This is a genomic window from Solwaraspora sp. WMMD937 (genome assembly GCF_029581175.1).
Classification (GTDB): Bacteria; Actinomycetota; Actinomycetes; order Mycobacteriales; family Micromonosporaceae; genus Micromonospora_E.
This window is the reverse complement of the sequence record NZ_CP120738.1, coordinates 2,360,754-2,375,901: the sequence shown is the minus strand read 5'-3', so window position 1 is coordinate 2,375,901 and position 15,148 is coordinate 2,360,754. Positions and strand designations below refer to the sequence as shown.

14 protein-coding genes are annotated in these 15,148 nt (G+C 67.9%); 5 read left to right on the top strand and 9 right to left on the bottom strand.

Annotated elements, in window-relative coordinates; translation table 11 throughout:
- Window positions 1–54: 54 nt before the first annotated feature.
- Together O7621_RS10275 and O7621_RS10270 are read right to left on the bottom strand one after the other, a co-directional pair.
- Entirely contained in the window at window positions 55–1,605 is a 1,551-nt protein-coding gene (locus O7621_RS10275) for an AMP-binding protein (RefSeq protein WP_282233750.1), read from the bottom strand.
- Entirely contained in the window at window positions 1,602–2,426 is an 825-nt protein-coding gene (locus tag O7621_RS10270) for a p-hydroxycinnamoyl CoA hydratase/lyase (protein WP_282233749.1), read from the bottom strand. Before O7621_RS10270 ends, O7621_RS10275 begins: the two co-directional genes overlap by 4 nt.
- A 594-nt stretch (window positions 2,427–3,020) precedes the next feature.
- Here O7621_RS10270 and O7621_RS10265 point away from each other — a divergent pair.
- The 5 genes from O7621_RS10265 (at window position 3,021) to O7621_RS10245 (ending at window position 7,204) form a co-directional block, all read left to right on the top strand.
- Complete coding sequence (locus tag O7621_RS10265; protein ID WP_282233748.1) at window positions 3,021–3,464, top strand: SRPBCC domain-containing protein; 444 nt, start codon at window positions 3,021–3,023, stop codon at window positions 3,462–3,464.
- A complete protein-coding gene (locus tag O7621_RS10260) occupies window positions 3,461–3,814 on the top strand; it encodes a metalloregulator ArsR/SmtB family transcription factor (RefSeq protein ID WP_282233747.1) in 354 nt (117 codons plus the stop codon). The genes O7621_RS10265 and O7621_RS10260 overlap by 4 nt, the downstream gene beginning before the upstream one ends.
- Before the next feature lie 345 nt (window positions 3,815–4,159).
- Complete coding sequence (locus tag O7621_RS10255; protein ID WP_282233746.1) at window positions 4,160–5,161, top strand: alpha/beta hydrolase; 1,002 nt, start codon at window positions 4,160–4,162, stop codon at window positions 5,159–5,161.
- Window positions 5,162–5,297: 136 nt separating this feature from the next.
- A complete protein-coding gene (locus tag O7621_RS10250) occupies window positions 5,298–6,725 on the top strand; it encodes an MFS transporter (protein WP_282233745.1) in 1,428 nt (475 codons plus the stop codon).
- A gap of 134 nt (window positions 6,726–6,859) precedes the next feature.
- Window positions 6,860–7,204: a VOC family protein gene (locus tag O7621_RS10245; RefSeq protein WP_282233744.1), complete on the top strand. Its 345-nt coding sequence runs from the start codon at window positions 6,860–6,862 to the stop codon at window positions 7,202–7,204.
- Window positions 7,205–7,694: 490 nt separating this feature from the next.
- Here the strand turns inward: O7621_RS10245 and O7621_RS10240 are convergent, their stop codons facing one another.
- The 7 genes from O7621_RS10240 to O7621_RS10210 all read right to left on the bottom strand — a co-directional run bounded on the left by O7621_RS10240 (window position 7,695) and on the right by O7621_RS10210 (window position 15,122).
- A complete protein-coding gene (locus O7621_RS10240) occupies window positions 7,695–8,888 on the bottom strand; it encodes an acyl-CoA dehydrogenase family protein (protein WP_348775295.1) in 1,194 nt (397 codons plus the stop codon).
- 244 nt (window positions 8,889–9,132) lie between these two features.
- Complete coding sequence (locus tag O7621_RS10235; protein ID WP_282233742.1) at window positions 9,133–9,585, bottom strand: ChaB family protein; 453 nt, start codon at window positions 9,583–9,585, stop codon at window positions 9,133–9,135.
- Between the two features lie 82 nt (window positions 9,586–9,667).
- Complete coding sequence (locus O7621_RS10230) at window positions 9,668–10,051, bottom strand: DUF1622 domain-containing protein (RefSeq protein WP_282233741.1); 384 nt, start codon at window positions 10,049–10,051, stop codon at window positions 9,668–9,670.
- A gap of 94 nt (window positions 10,052–10,145) precedes the next feature.
- Window positions 10,146–11,873, bottom strand: a complete 1,728-nt coding sequence (locus tag O7621_RS10225; protein WP_282233740.1) for an insulinase family protein — start codon at window positions 11,871–11,873, stop codon at window positions 10,146–10,148.
- Entirely contained in the window at window positions 11,870–12,844 is a 975-nt protein-coding gene (locus O7621_RS10220; protein ID WP_282233739.1) for a hypothetical protein, read from the bottom strand. The genes O7621_RS10225 and O7621_RS10220 overlap by 4 nt, the downstream gene beginning before the upstream one ends.
- Before the next feature lie 183 nt (window positions 12,845–13,027).
- Window positions 13,028–14,527, bottom strand: a complete 1,500-nt coding sequence (locus O7621_RS10215) for a hypothetical protein (RefSeq protein ID WP_282233738.1) — start codon at window positions 14,525–14,527, stop codon at window positions 13,028–13,030.
- 154 nt (window positions 14,528–14,681) lie between these two features.
- Complete coding sequence (locus O7621_RS10210) at window positions 14,682–15,122, bottom strand: hypothetical protein (protein ID WP_282233737.1); 441 nt, start codon at window positions 15,120–15,122, stop codon at window positions 14,682–14,684.
- Between the last annotated feature and the right edge of the window lie 26 nt (window positions 15,123–15,148).

Genomic DNA, 15,148 nt, shown 5'->3' with positions numbered 1-15,148 from the left:
CCAGAGTGACAGGGAACGGGTCGCCGGGACTTCTCCCCGCTTGCCCGGCACCGACTACGAGCTGAACGTCCGCTCCTTCAGCCGTCGCCGCTCGATCTTGCCCACCGGGGTACGGGGAATCTGCTCGATGAACTCGATCTGTCGGATCTTCTTGTACGGCGCCACCCGTTCGGCGACGAACGCCATGAGCTCCTGCTCGGTGGTCGGCTCCTTAGCGACCACGAAGGCCTTCGGGATCTCGCTGGCCTCCTCGTCCGGCACGCCGATCACCGCCGCGTCCGCCACCTTCGGGTGGGTCATCAGGACGGCTTCGAGCTCGACCGGGGAGACCTGCTGGCCCTTGTACTTGATGAGCTCCTTGATCCGGTCGACGAGGAACAGCTCGCCGTCGTCGTCGAGGTAGCCGAGGTCACCGGTGTGCAGGAACCCGTCCGGCCGGAGCACCTTGCTGGTCACCTCGGCGGCGTTGAGGTACCCCTTCATCACGTGCGGACCCCGGATCAGGATCTCGCCCCGCTGGTGCGCACCGAGCTGCGCCCCGGTGGTCACATCGACGATCTGGCACTCGACATTGGGCGCTGTGCGGCCGACCGACGCAGGCACCAACGGCTCCTCGAGCTGCATGAACGACGTCATCGCTTCGGTGAGGCCGTACCCCTGGGCGATGTGGCAGCCGAGCCGTTCCCGGCAGAGCCGGGCGATCTCGGGGTCGAGCGCGGCACCGCCGGAGACGATCGACCGGACCGACGACAGGTCGTACCGGTCCGGCAGCGGGCTGCGGGCCAGCAGTACGGCGAGGGTGGGGACAATGTAGAGGCGGGTGATCCGGTGGTCGTGGATCGCCTTGACGTATCCTTCCGGGTCGAACCGCGGCATCGTCACGATTGTCGCGCCCTGCAGCAGGCTGGCGCTCATCACCATGATCAGGCCGAACGCATGGTGGAACGGCGGCATGGCGAGCACCTTCTCGTCTGCGCCGAGCGGCGTGACCGTCCTGGTCTGCAACACGGTCGCGACGATGTTGCGGTGGGTCAGCATCACCCCCTTGGGACGTCCGGTGCTGCCGCTGGAGTGCAGCAGCGCCGCGACGTCCTGCGCCGGGTCGATGGCCACCTCCGGCGCCGGTTCGTCGCTGAGCAGCTCGGACAGCGGCGTCGCTCCGTCCGCCTCGCCCATCACCACGATCTCCTCGATCTTGGTGCGGGCGGCCAGCGCCGCCGCCTTGGGCACCTCGGACGGTACGGTCACCAGCAGCTTCGCGCCGGCGTCGGTGAGGTGGCCGGCCAGATCGTCGGGCGTGTCGATCGGGTTGAGCACGACGACCGTGCCGCCGGCCAGCGACGCGGCGAGCACCACGATCGGGTACTCCGGCACGTTGGGCGCGAGCATCGCCAGCACGTCGCCCCGGCGCAAGCCACGGGCGTGCAGCCCGGCGGCCAGCCGACGCACCATCGAGGCCAGCTGGCGGTACGTGTAGCCGTCGCCACCGGCCACGTCGACCAGTGCCGTACGGTCGCCGTACTGTTCGGCGCGCTGCAGCACGAATGCCGGCAGCGACAGGTCCGGGATGTCGACCGTCATCGGCGTCGGGGCAGTGGTGGTCATGACTTCGCCTCCGCCCGGCTGTAGGTGCTCAGCCCTGGCTGGTAGGCGCGCTTCTCGAACTGCTTCAGCGCGACGTTGACCCACTCGTTGCCGCTGAGCCGGGACAGCTCCCAGAGCTTGGCCTGGTCGTAGTCAATGGCGGTCGGCAGGTCCATGGTGGTGGTGCGCTCGTAGACCTGCTTGGCCAGTTCCAGGGTGATCGGGTTCTTCTTGGCGATCTTCCGCACGATCCGGTCGGTCTCGGCGTCCAGCTGGTCGGCCGGCACCGCCTTGTTGACCAGGCCGTACTCCTGCGCCTGCTGGCCGGTCATGGTGTCGCCGGTCAGGATGTAGTAGAGCGCCTGCTTGCGGGGCAGATTGTGGGTGGCTGCCCAGGTCGCGCCGCCGGCCGGGAAGATTCCGAAGTTGATCTCCGAAAGGCCGAACAGAGCGGTTTCCGACGTCACGGCCAGGTCACAGAGGCCGGTGACCAGCAGGCCGCCGCCGAACGCGAACCCGTTGACCTTGGCGATGGTCACCGCCGGGAACGCCTTGAGCCGTTTGAACCAGGTCAACGCGACCAGGTTGGTCCGGTAGAACAGCTGCGGGTCGTCGAACGGCTGCAGGAAGCACTCCTCGAGGTCCATCCCGGCGCTGAAGCTGTCGCCGACGCCCGTCACCACGACCGCCTTGACGTTACCGGCCGCCTCGATCGTGTCGAGCGCCTGGTTCATGTCCCGGTGCATCTGCGGGTTCATCGCGTTCTTCTTGGCCGGGCGGTTCAGATAGATTGTGGCCACCGGGCCGTCCATCTCGAGGTTCACGGTTTCCAGCACCATCATCTCGGTTCCCTCTTTCTGGTCGGACAACGAAAATGTGCGCACATGGCCTTGGCCGCTCGGCCGTACAATCCGGATTTCGTCAGTGCAGCCTCCGGTAGGCCCGCCGCGGTACGAGCATCACAAGTAGAGAACCGCAGCGCTTCTTTGGTGTTGCCTTGCACAACTGACCGCCGGTCGGCCTGCTACAACAGGCTCCGGTCGCACGGCCTGTCGAATATTGCCCACAACGACGGTCTACGATCGACCGCCCGGGCCCGGCGTGACAGGTCGCGCCACAGCCAAGGAGTGAGCATTCTCGAAGACGACAGCAGCCGCGTGGTCGTCGAGGATCGTTGAGCAGTGACAGCGGCGCCAGGACGGCCAGCAGGCCGGCCCGACCCCCGTGGTGATCCCTGCGCCAGGACTACCGCAAGCCCGCCCGATCCGGCTCCTCATTCACCCGCCCGCTCCAGGATCCGCAGCTGACCTGGGCATACTCAACATCGCACGATCATCTGACGAGAACCACTCAGGTTGTGCAACCCGTGGGTTGCACAACCTGGGGTGACGTGCAACCATGAGGTGGCAATCAACGACGAAGTTCAGGAGTCACCGATGAGCGAAGATCGGATCGAGCGGGAGACCTTGATCGCGGCGCCGATGGAGCGGGTCTGGTCGCTGGTGGCCGAGCCCGGCTTCTGGGTGGCCGACGAGGCGACGGTGGCCGGCACTGTGGCGAAGGAGGGCGAGTCCATGACGGCTCGCAACCCCGAGTACGGTGACTTCCCGGTCCGGGTGGAGAAGGTCCAGCCACCTACCTACGTGGCGTACCGCTGGGCCAGCGCGTTCCCCGGCGAGGAGTTGCGGGAGGACAACAGCACCCTGGTCGAGTTCACCCTGACCGCCGAGGGCGACAAGACCCGGCTCCGCGTGGTGGAGAGCGGCTTCGCCGCGCTGGCCGTTTCCGAGGAGCAGCGCAGCGAGGCTCTGAAGAACAACGACAGCGGTTGGCCCCAGGTCTTCGACGGGTTCAAGAAGCGCGCCGAGGCATCTGTGTGACGCCAGAACGTCGTGGCGAAGCCGAGTTCGTCGACAGTGTTCTCGTTGCGCTGGCCGACGCGACTCGGCGGCATCTCCTCGACCTGCTGGCCGCACAGGGCGAGCTCACTGCGACGACCCTTGCCAAACAGCTGCCTGTCTCGCGACAGGCGGTGGTCAAGCATCTCGCCGTCCTGAACGCCGCCGGGCTGGTTTCGGGCAGCCGGGTGGGTCGCGAGGTGCGGTACGGCGTACATCCGGCCGCGCTGGACGCGACCGTGCGGTGGATGGCCGCCGTCGCGACCGACTGGGACCGGCGACTGGCCAACATCAAACGGGCCGCCGAATCGGCCGATCAGAAGCCGGACTGACCCGGTGAGCATGCTGACCCGGTGAGCATGCTGCATCGCTGGTTGCGCTGACCGACCGGCACGAGCACCAGTCATCCCTTGCCGACGGGTACGACGTCGTGTAGCGCGTGGCGCGCGTACCCGTCGGCGAATCTCGAATTCATGCGCCTATGACCGGTGTGGCCGCCTCGCGATGGAAAACATCGTCAACGGACACCGAACACGGGATGAAATTCCTGTCTGGCGCTATCTGTCACGACGGCCAAAACGGGCCAGCGTGGGCAAGTAAGAAGTGGAAAAAGCACGTTCCGGAAGGGAGGATTCTTCGTTGGAACCACTCAGCGTGACCAAGAAGGAAGGTGCACCGTGAGCAACGAACAATCCGCCACCGGCCAGGACGTGACGAGCGGTATCCGTCACCGCGTCGTACAGACCAACGGCATCCAGATGCACATTGCCGAGCAGGGCGACGGTCCGCTGGTCGTGCTGCTGCACGGCTTTCCGGAGTCGTGGTACTCGTGGCGTTACCAGATTCCAGCGCTGGCCGCCGCCGGATACCACGTCGTCGCCCCCGACCTACGCGGGTACGGCCAGACCGACCGGCCGACCGCCGTGGAGCAGTACTCCCAGCTGCACCTGGTCGGCGACGTGATCGGCCTGCTCGACGCGCTGGAGGAGCAGCAGGCCGTGCTGGTCGCCCACGACTTCGGCACCTCGGTGGCGTGGAACGCCGCACTGATGCGGCCCGACCGAGTTCGTGGCGTCGTCTCGCTCAGCGTGCCCTACCTGCCGCGTGGTCCGGTCAGCGCGCTGACCGGGATGCGCGGAGCGTTGGGCGACGGCTTCTACATGCAGTATCTGCAGCAGCCCGGTATCGCCGAGGCCGAGCTGGAGCAGAACGTGCGGTCCTCCCTGACTCGCATCTTCCACTGGGGCTTCGGCAACTCCCCACAGGCAGCGGGGCCCACCATGCCGGTGGTGCCGACCGGCGGCAAGCTGTTCGACCTGATGCCCGAACCGGCGACGCTGCCCGGTTGGCTGACCGAGACCGACCTCGACCACTACACGGCCGAGTTCAGCCGGACCGGCTTCACCGGGGGCCTGAACTGGTGGCGGACGATCGACCTGAGCTGGGAGCTGACCGCGCCGTGGCAGGGAGCGCCCGTGACGGTACCGGCGTTGTACGTCCACGGTGACCGGGACGGAAGCATCCAGCTGCCGGGGATGGACCAGTTGATTCCCAACCTGAAGTACCTGGTACCCGGTCTGACCAGCACCACCGTGCTGCCTGGCGTCGGGCACTGGACGCAGCAGGAGGCACCTGAGGAGGTCAACGCGGAGCTGCTGAAGTTCCTCGCCGGCCTGTAGCAACACCGCGACGCAAACCCGGTCCACGCTCTCCGGACCTGCGCTGACAAACGGCGTGCGCCGCCGAGTCATCTGGCCAGTCCGGAGAGCGTGCTGATCGTCGGCAACATCGGTCTTTCGAGGAAGGGATCACATCTTGACTACCGAAACATCCCCGCCACTACAGTTCAGTAGCCGGCAGCGGTTGATCATGCTGGTTCTGCTGGCCGCCGCCTTCGTATTCGCTGCCGACTACTCGATCCTGAATGTCGCGCTACCCGAGGTCGGCGCAGGCGTCGGGTTGGGGTTGACCGGGCTGCCCTGGATCGTCTCCGCCTACACGCTGCCTGCGGCCGGCTTCATGCTCCTGTTCGGTCGGATGGCGGATCTGTTCGGTCGCCGTCGGCTGTTCCTGTCCGGCATCGTGCTGCTCGCCGGCGCGTCACTGCTCGGCGGTTTCGCGACGAACCCCGAGATGCTGCTGGCCGCTCGGGCGCTACAGGGCACCGCGACCGCGATGGCCGTCCCAGCGGCGCTTTCGCTCATCACCACCTCGTTCACCGAGGGTGGCATGCGGGAGCGGGCGCTCGGTCTCAACGGCGCCATCCTGTCGGGTGGCTTCACGGCGGGGGCGCTTCTCGGCGGCTCCCTCGTCAGTCTGCTGAGCTGGCGGGCCGCGTTCTTCGTCAACGTCCCGATCGCGGCGGCCATCCTGGTGGTCACCCCGATGCTGATCAAGGAGAGCCGAATTCCCGACCGGGTCAAGCTCGACGTCCCGGGCGCGGTCACCATGACCGCCGGTCTGCTGGCCGTGGTCTACGCCGTCATGGAGAAGAACATCATCTGGGGCGTCGTCGGCCTGCTGCTGCTGGTCGCGTTCTGGATGGTCGAGAGCCGTTCGTCCGCGCCTCTGGTGCCGGTCCGCTTCCTCAAGCGGCCCACCGTCAAATGGGGCAACTACGCCGGTCTGGTGATCTTCTCCATGGAGACCGGCATGATCTTCCTGATGACGCTCTACCTGCAGAATGTCCTGAACTTCTCGCCGGTGACCACGGGACTCGCCTTCGGCGTGCCCGGCCTGGCCGCAGTCGCCGCAGGGCCGATCGCCGGACGCATCCTCGGTCGGTACGGTAGCCGGGGTGTCCTTAGTGTGGGCTTGGCCCTGCAGGGCCTGCTGATCCTGCCGTTGGCCTTCCTGGGTACCGACCGGCTGGCTCTGCTGATCCTGATCCCCGCGCTGTTCATCGGCTTCTTCGTACACGTCACGTGCATCGTTTCGTACACGGTGGTCGGCACCTCCGGTCTGCCCAACGAGGAGCAGGGTCTGGCCACCGGCCTGACCTCGATGACCCAGCAGGTGGCACTTACCATCGGCGCTCCGATCATGGTGTCGATCGCCGCCACGCAGAGCGTGGAGCTGACCGGAATTCAGCTGGCGTTGGGCGTGAACGTCGCCGTGACACTGGCTAGTGTGGTCCTCATCTGGTTCGGACTACGCCCGCGCGGAGGTGACGGCGAGACTACAGTGGCGGAGACACCCGCGGAGCAGACCTCCGGCCAAAAGCTGGCTGCGTCTGTGGACTGAGTCACCACGTCGGTGGACTGAGTCCGCCGCGCGGAAGGCCGTCACCAGGGCAAGTCGACCCGGCCCGTACGCACACCTGGCATCCCCGGCTGATGACGACGAAGCTTCGCACCCAACGACAAAGGAGATTTGTCATGCTCACACCAAAGCTCAGCAGCATCCTGCTCGGTACCACCCGCCCCGCCGAGCTGAAGGAGTGGTACCGCAAGGCACTCGCCCCGGACTACAACGGTGAGGGCCCGATCAACCTCGGCGGCTTCCTCCTGGTCATTGAGAACCGCGACGACGTCGACGCGAAGAACAACGAACCGGGTCGCATGATTCTCAACTTCCACGTCGACGACTTCGACGCCATGGAGGCGCAGCTGCGCGCCGCCGGCGTCGAGTGGCTCTCCCCTGTCGCCGACCGCCCCTCCGGCCGATTCGGAACGTTCACCGACCCGGACGGCAACTACCTGCAGATCATCCAGTTCAAGTAGGGCGACAAGCGCGTCCTGCCCTTACCAAACCCGTGCCCGGCCAGCTTCCCCCGTTCGCTGGCCGGGCACGCCGCTGTCCAGGGGCACATGCTGGGCAGAGCAAAACTGTCCGGAGCGTCGGAATCTGTCGCCTGCCCTTGCCTGCCTGAGGATCGTAGATCCGTCCGCGATGCGCAGATCCAGGGACAGGGCTGCGGGCAGGACCGTCGGGCAGTCGGCTGAGAGCCGGTCGTGCTGCGGGGTACGAGTCCGCCGATGTCCGCCCATGGAACCGGCACAGACAGATCGCTGACCTGCCGGCCGTTGCCGCTGCCCGACTGGGGGTCCGCCCGCTCCTGCCGCAATCAGGCCCCGTCCCAACAGCAGAGAGCCGCTGCGCCTGAAGCGCAGCGGCTCTCTGCCCGGCTACGACGGTCTCGCACCACGGACGACCGCCGAGGGCCTTCCGGGGTCACCACCGGTTCTACGGCGGTGACCCCGGCCGTCTCCCCTAGATGAACATCGTGTTGGGCGGCAGCCCGCAGAGCACCCGCCCGTACGTCTCGGTGTTGCTGTCCGGGCTGAACATCGGATGCACGCTGATTGCGTGGATGTCCCGGACGACTCGCTGGATCGGCTCGTTGCGGTAGATCGACGAGCCTCCGCTGGCCGACGCGTAGATGTCGATGGCCTCCTTGGACAACCTGGTGGCCCAGCCCTCGTCGGCGCGCACCCGGGCGCGCTCCTCGGTCGTCCACGGCTCACCGCTGGCGGCCTTGGCATCGACCAGCGAGGCAGCATGGTACGCGTGGTACTCGGCCTGCTCGGTCTTCATCACGGCGGTACCGACCTGGATGTGCGTGACCGGCGCCTCTGCCTGGTGTTCGTAGTCGGTGTACCGGATCGGCCGGGACGGCATGCGCTCGAAAAATGCCTCGCGCGCCGCTTTCGCCATCCCGACCAGAATGCCGACCGTTGCCGCAGAACCGGCCAGGATCGTTGGGCTCCGGTAGATGGGCGAGTCAGCGCCCAGCTTCGAAAGAGAATTCGGTCGGATTGCCGAATCCAACGGGATAATGTGCGTTTCGGGAACGAAGACATCCTTCGCCGTCGTGGTGACGCTGCCGCTTGCGGCCATCCCGGACGTGTGCCAGTCGTCGACGATCTGAAGGCTCGACATCGGCACGGCGGCGATGACCGGCTCTGGGTCCGCACCCGGCCGCAGTCGGATGGTAGCCAGTTCCTGCCAGTCCGCGTGCAGCGCGCCGCTGACGAAATGCCACGAGCCGTTCAGCACAGCACCGCCCTCGACCGGCACGAGAGTACCGCTCGGGCTGACCGCACCGCAGATCCGCACGTCAGGCGAGGCAAAGACCTCATCCTGGGCCTCATCCGGGAACAGGCCCACGATCCAGGAGGCGATCCAGTAGGTCGATACAGTCCAGGCCAACGCGCCGTCCGCCCGGCCGAGCTGGATAGCGACATCCACCAACGTACGTGTATCGGCTTCGAACCCTCCGTAGCGAGCCGGCATCCGCAGTTTGAAGACCCCGGCATCAGCGAGGGCCTGGAGAGAGTCATCGTGAAGACGCCGGTTCTCCTCCGACCATTGAGCCTTCTCCCTGAGCGTGGGCACCAACTCCGACAAGGAGCTCTTCACCTGTTCGAGTGTAGGTTGATGTCTCGAAAGTTCAGTGATCGACACTTTCCGCCTCCAGAGGGGGGACCTGCAACGTGAATCGACCATCGCATATGCAGCACGATCGCGCCTCTTCCTGATTGCCGCGACCTGACGGCGGCGGTCGCGGCAACCGCCGGAGCTGCGCTGCACTGATCTGGAGAAGGTGCCCTTTCCGCCCCGTCGAGTCTGCCCGCGCCGACCGGGGTGCAGCCGCCCGACCGCTACGGATCGGCTCTGCATCGTCCGAGCGGCCGGACCGCCGGCACCGTCACCTCTTGCGGGCCCTCGCGGTCGCCCTTGCGTTCGCCTTCTCGATCGCTTCGACCAGGTCGTCCTTGTTCATGTCCTGCGGGTGGTCGATGCCGACCTGGCGCGCCACGTCGTCGAGGTGGCCTTTGCTGGCGTTCGCGTCGACCCCCTGAGCGGTTTCCCGGGGCTGGTGCAGCGACCGGGGCGTGCCCTGGGCCGCCTGTGGATCGGACGGGCCCGAGCTGTCCTTCGGCTGCCAGTGGTCGCCGACCTTTTCGTGGCTGTGCTTCAACGAGGCGTACGCCGCGCGGTGCGCCCGCGCCGGGTCGCCGTAACTCTCCTCGGCCGATTCCAGGGTCTTCTTGTAGGTCCGTACGGCTTTGTCATCGGATCGGGCGATCGTGCTGGGCACGTCGTCGCGCATCTGCTCGGCCTGCTGATGCTTGTCGGCCTTCTCCCGCTTGGCGCCCATCGTTCCTCCTCACGGACGTCGTCGGCGCCGGGGACGGCACCGAATTTCGCCGTACCACATCCGGTACCCACGACGCCGCCGGTCATGCCTGTCGTTCCATCGCCGCGGCGTCGTCGCCGGTGCGACGTCGCCGGCCCCACGGCCACCGGCCATCCAGCTCGACCTCTAGGGAGAAGCTGAGGAAGGTACGCACCGCGACGATCATTGCCAGCACCCCGACGCTCTGGAAGGTCGGCGAGATCGCCACGGTACGGATGATGTCCCCGGCGACGAGAAACTCCAGCCCGAGCAGGATCGCCCGGCCGATGTCCTGCCGGTACCGGCGGTAGGTCGCCCGCATGTTCCGCTCACGAAACGCGCCTCGCAGGTAGAGCACCGTGCCGACGACCAGGCCGGTGAGGATGATCAGCACACCGAGGGCGTCAACCGTCGTACCGATGAACAGGACAGCTGTCTCGAAGTTCATCTCTGACCACGAAGTCCATCTCGGTCGACGCCCGGTGCATGGTCAGGATAAATCGTGCTATACGCGCACGAAGCGAGATTTCAGACTTGGTCTCTTATCTGCCCTCGTTCCAGGCCTTCAGAAACGCCCTGCCCAGGTAGCCGGCGATCATCCAACTGCCGAGTGCGCTCAGCACCCGGAAGTCGACCGCTCCGACGATCATGGCGATGGTCAGGCTGAGCACGGCGACCCCGACGACGAGCGTGATCAGCCCCAGTGCGCCGACCTTCAACTGCTGGTCGCTGCCCAGGCTTCGGAACCGGGCAACCACCCCGCTGCCGGCGACGCCCGACCGGGGATGCCGCCCGGCCGGACCGGCGACGGTCTCCGGCTGCGGGATCTCCGCCGGGTCCCGGGCCGGCAGGTCGATCCGGGACTGCACCGGGACTGCTGCATCGGCGAGCTCGGCGGTGGCACCCTCGTAGACCGTCGGTTCCAACTGCAGGCTGACGCCGTCGTCACCGATGAGCTGACGGCCACCGTCCGGCCAGGCCAGCATCGCCGCGCAACGGTCGTAGCGCACCGATACCACCTGCCCGGACTGCCCGGACCCGGTGACGAGGCTGACCCCCTCCGCCCCGACGATCAGCCGTTGGCCGTCCAGCCCGCCCAGCCCTCGGTGGCTGGTGCCGGGAAGCAACCCCACCAGGCCCGGCTCGGCCCGGGTGAAACCGGCCCAGTCGGCACCCCGGCCACGGGGCGCCATCAGCAGCGACGACGCGTGCGCGGTGGTCGCCACCGCATGCACCGACTCGACGGTGACCTCCTTCAACTGCCGGGTCAGGTCGTCACTGGACCGCACCGGCCGGCCGGTGAGCAGGTTGAACGCGATCGACGGCAGCCGCGCGCCGTCCGCTTCCACGCTGGACAGCGCCTCGGTGGCCTTACCGACGACAGCGGCGACGTCCGCTTCGTCGATCCGACCCACCCGGATCTTGGCCAGTACATCGACGAAGCCACCGAGTACCGCGTCCTCCTTGCCGTTGGGAGCGTCCGCGAGGGCGGTGACCACCGCGTTGCCGTCGCCTCGTGGCTCGTAGTCGGTGGCGGTCGTGTATGACAGGCCGTCCCGCTGCCGCAGCGCCCGAAACAGCTCCCGCTCGACGACACCGCTGAGCACCCGGGCGGCCGCCCCGGCAGGCACCACCGCGTCCATCGCGGTCGCCCGACCCGGCCCGTAGAAGAACGCCGGCGTACCCGCCAGCGCCGACGAGGCGGCAGGGGCCGGCATCCGGGTCCCGGACGGCAACTCCAGCCGCAGATCCGGCGGCAACTCGGCACCCGCCAGCCAGAGGACCGCGTTCTCCCGGGTGAAGTACCGGGCCGCCCACTCCTGCAGGTCCTCGGCGGTGATCGCGGGCAATCCGAGCTCGGCATACGCACCCAGCCCGTAGTCACGCGCGCCGTAGCGCCACAGCGGCAACTGGTCGGTGGCGGCAGCCGGCCGGCCGGCCCACTCGGTGTCCAGGATCGCCTTCTCGGTGTCCAGGCGGTGCACCGGCAGTTCCCGCAACGACCTACACACCCCGGTCAGAAAGGTGGTGATGTCGTCGACGGAGCCCGACAGGTGAAAGTGGGTCACCACACTGCCGGTGGTGCCGTTGTAGTGGTAGTCGGCGGCGCCGAGCGGATGCAGCACGAGGTGTTCGAGCAGATGGGTGAGGCCACGCCGGGCCAGCGTCTCGTCGGCCTGGCCGACCCGGAACATCAGCCCGGCGTGCGTGGGCCCTCCGGTCGGGGCCAGCAGCGCCGGGATCCCGTCGACGTCGAGTTGCCGGATCATCGTGCCTCACCTGCTGCCTTCGTCGCGAGCTCACGGAACCGTCCGAACGCCGCCACCGGGTCCTCGAGGTACGCCCAGGCATCGGCAGCGACCAGGTTGCCGACCGCAGCGAAGTGCGGTGCGGCGGCGGCGTGATCGCCGATAACGCTGAAGATCATGGCGAAGGCGTTGTGCGCCTCCACCCACCCGTACGACTGCTCCGCGTCTGGATGCAGCACCGACCTGGCGGCGGCGTCGCGCAGCTCCTGACGCACCTTCGGGTCGGCGCAGTAGTCGCGCTGCGCCCGGCCTTCCAGCTCCAACCAGTGCTCGGTGTGGGCCTCGGCGACCAGCCTGCCGTTGAGCGCACCCGCTGGCGCTGCGGCAGCCGCCTCCCGAGCGAAGGCGTGCATCTGCTCGAACGAACCGCCCCACTTCGGACACAACTGCTGCAGTAGTTGCCGCTGCCCGGGGAGGTGGTGCGGGTCGGTCTCGGCGAGCCGGTCGTAGCGCCGACGCGCCTCGGACCGGCCCAGCTCCAGACCCCGGGCGGTGACGAGGCGGTACGTCCAGGCCGCGCAGTTGTCCGGGTGGTACGCGGTCGCGTCGATGAGCACCCGTTCGGCGTCGCGCAGGATCCGGTGGAACTCGCGGAACTGGTCGCGGCTGACATGCGCGGCGCGCAAACTGGTGCGGACCGCCCAGGCATGCTTGATCAGACAGGCGCCGAGCAGCGCGGCGGCGGGACCGTCGGTCGGGTCGGCGTCGTGTCGGCGTCGGGCCACGTCGTGGGCGGCGTCGACCGAGCTGGCGTACCAGATCAGTTCGGTGCCGACGCCGGACGGCCTGGTCGGTCCGGCGGGCGGCTGACCGGTGAACAGCCGCGACGCGGCGGCCCAGTCCGCCTGGTCGAGCGCGGCACGCAGCTCGACGAGCTCCGGATAGCCGGTTGTGAGATCGGTGGTGAGGGTGAGCGGTGGTGCGGCAGGCATGCGGCGCATAGTAGAGGGCTGCCGTCAACGGCGGGGACCCGGTTTTCCGCCGTGGACGCTGCTCGCGGGGGCGCGTCGCTCAGAGACAGGCAGCATCCGGACCCCGCCGGGCGATCCCGGCGGGGTCCGCATGGACGGCGTACGGTCGGCTGGACGGCGTACGGTCGGATGCTCCTCTGAATGTCAGTCGACGACGGTGACGATCCGACGGCGACGGAACATCACCACGGCCACCGCACCTGCGACGACGAGGACCGCGCCGAGGCCGGCGAGCAACCCGGCGCTTGCCCCGGTCACCGGCAGCCCGCCGCCGGCACCTTCGCCGCCGCTGCCGAGGGTGATCTCGGCGGTGTTGTTGTCGGTGTCCGGGTCCTGCACGCCGCCGTCGATGACGATCGAACCGGCAGCACCGGCCACGCCGACAATTTCCACCTGGAACGGGTAGTGGAACGTCTCCCCCGCCACCGGACTGTGCGTGGGCCGGCAGAAGTAGACCAGGCCGTTGGGCTGACCGCGGTCGTCCCAGACCGGGCTCCCGTCGACGACCGGGGCACAGCGGTCACCGACGGCAACCGCTTCGACTCCGACAGGCAGCGTCACCAGCGCGGACGGGGCCCACGCCTCGCCCGGCAGGATCAGGTCGGCCGGGCCGTCGTTGCGCATGCCGACCTCGATGTCGACCACGTCGCCGACCGCCCCCTGCACCGTCGCACCGATCGCCACCGAGTCGGCCGGCTGGTTCGGAATAGTGACCAGGAATTCGGTCCAGTTGTCGCTCTCGTTGATGTCCGGCAGCGGATCCAGGGCGGCCAGACGAAGCTCGTTGCCGGCGGATCGGGCAGACATCGCCCCGAGAGCCGCGACCTCGTCGTCGCCCAGCGGCAGCACCGCCACCACGACGATCCGTTCGGAGGGGCCGGGCGCGGTCTCGCCGACCTTGACCCGCAGCGGGGTCTCCTCGTGCAGGGTGAACACCTCACCCGGGCCGACCTCGCCGAGGATCTGGCAGGTCAGCTCCAGGAGATCAGGGTTGTACTCACAGTTGTCGTACCGGTCCGGCAGCTCGAGGTCCAGGCCGGTGCTCAGGACCACCTGGACGCCGGCGGCGGCCACCGTGCCGACGTTCGTGGCCTGAACCGGCACGTTCGTGCTCTCCCCCGGCTGCAGCGTCACGTCGTCGATCTCACCGACCACGAGATCGACCCCGGGCCCGGTGAGCTGGACCCTGCCGGTGGTCTGCTGCTCCTCGGGCATGTTCGCGGCCGAGGTGGTGACCTCGATGACGCCCCAGTACCGCAGGACGTCCAGGTCACCCGGCAGGGCGTCGACCTGGTAGGCGTGCGTCGCATCGCCGGCGAGTTCGTCGAGCATGCAGGTGGCCACCTTGCCGGCGACCGTGCAACCCTGGCTGACACCGGGCAGGTCGATCCGGAACGCGTCCGACACGTCGGACGCGTCGATCGTCACCGACACGTCGACGGCCGAGGTCGGCGAGCTGTTGCTGATGGTGATCTCGATCGGCTTCGGTGTGGTCGCGTCCATCCCGATGTTGGTCACGTACTCGATGAACGGCGAGACCCAGGCGATCTCGTCGGTCTCCACGGCCTGTGCCGGGGTGGCGATCGAAAGAGCGGCCAGGCTGGTGGCGGCACAACCGGCGGCGAGCCGGCCGAAAACTGTCATTCTGGGCATGCTGCGGTTTCCCCCGATGGATTGTCGAAGCAGCGGTTCAGCTGAGAGGGTCACAGAGGACAGCGCACATTAGTCACAACCGATGACGCACCGCAACCCCGTGACGTTCCGGCCGATAGCCGCCGGGCGTGCCCCGGGGTAGCGCCTAGCGGCGGCGGTGATCCGGCCTTGTGGCCCGGTGGGCGAAGATCAGCTCGGTGGGGTCGCGGACCATGGTGAGCCGGTTGCTGCGGCAGGCGTCAGGGATCGCGTCGGACTCCACGAGCGACGCACGGCAGTATGCGAGCCGGATCCGCACCCCGTGGTCCCTGACTCCTTTGCGGAGCACGTCGAGCAGGCCGTCGTCAGCAGTCGCCCTGTCGAGCCGCAACGCGAAGCCACGCTGGGCCTCGTTGTGGTCGCCGCCGTAGTAGGTGACGGGTTCTTCCCACTCGTCAGGCTGGGGCGCCCCGATGAACGTGGACGACTGTCGGGTGTCGAGCCCCAGTTCGGGCCGGTAGTCGGCCGGGTCGCCTTCGATCCAGCCGTCGGCGCACATCGCCGCGACGATCGCGTCGCCGAAGACCTTCTCGTGGTGGATCGCCATGCCGCCTCCCGCGCCGGGCCCGGTTT

Bases quoted from the DNA above. Each gene is read 5' to 3' on its own strand.
- O7621_RS10275 (WP_282233750.1), bottom strand. From the start codon at position 1,605: ATGACCACCACTGCCCCGACGCCGATGACGGTCGACATCCCGGACCTG.
- O7621_RS10270 (WP_282233749.1), bottom strand. From the start codon at position 2,426: ATGATGGTGCTGGAAACCGTGAACCTCGAGATGGACGGCCCGGTGGCC.
- O7621_RS10265 (WP_282233748.1), top strand. From the start codon at position 3,021: ATGAGCGAAGATCGGATCGAGCGGGAGACCTTGATCGCGGCGCCGATG.
- O7621_RS10245 (WP_282233744.1), top strand. From the start codon at position 6,860: ATGCTCACACCAAAGCTCAGCAGCATCCTGCTCGGTACCACCCGCCCC.
- O7621_RS10235 (WP_282233742.1), bottom strand. From the start codon at position 9,585: ATGGGCGCCAAGCGGGAGAAGGCCGACAAGCATCAGCAGGCCGAGCAG.
- O7621_RS10230 (WP_282233741.1), bottom strand. From the start codon at position 10,051: ATGAACTTCGAGACAGCTGTCCTGTTCATCGGTACGACGGTTGACGCC.
- O7621_RS10225 (WP_282233740.1), bottom strand. From the start codon at position 11,873: ATGATCCGGCAACTCGACGTCGACGGGATCCCGGCGCTGCTGGCCCCG.
- O7621_RS10220 (WP_282233739.1), bottom strand. From the start codon at position 12,844: ATGCCTGCCGCACCACCGCTCACCCTCACCACCGATCTCACAACCGGC.
- O7621_RS10215 (WP_282233738.1), bottom strand. From the start codon at position 14,527: ATGACAGTTTTCGGCCGGCTCGCCGCCGGTTGTGCCGCCACCAGCCTG.
- O7621_RS10210 (WP_282233737.1), bottom strand. From the start codon at position 15,122: ATGGCGATCCACCACGAGAAGGTCTTCGGCGACGCGATCGTCGCGGCG.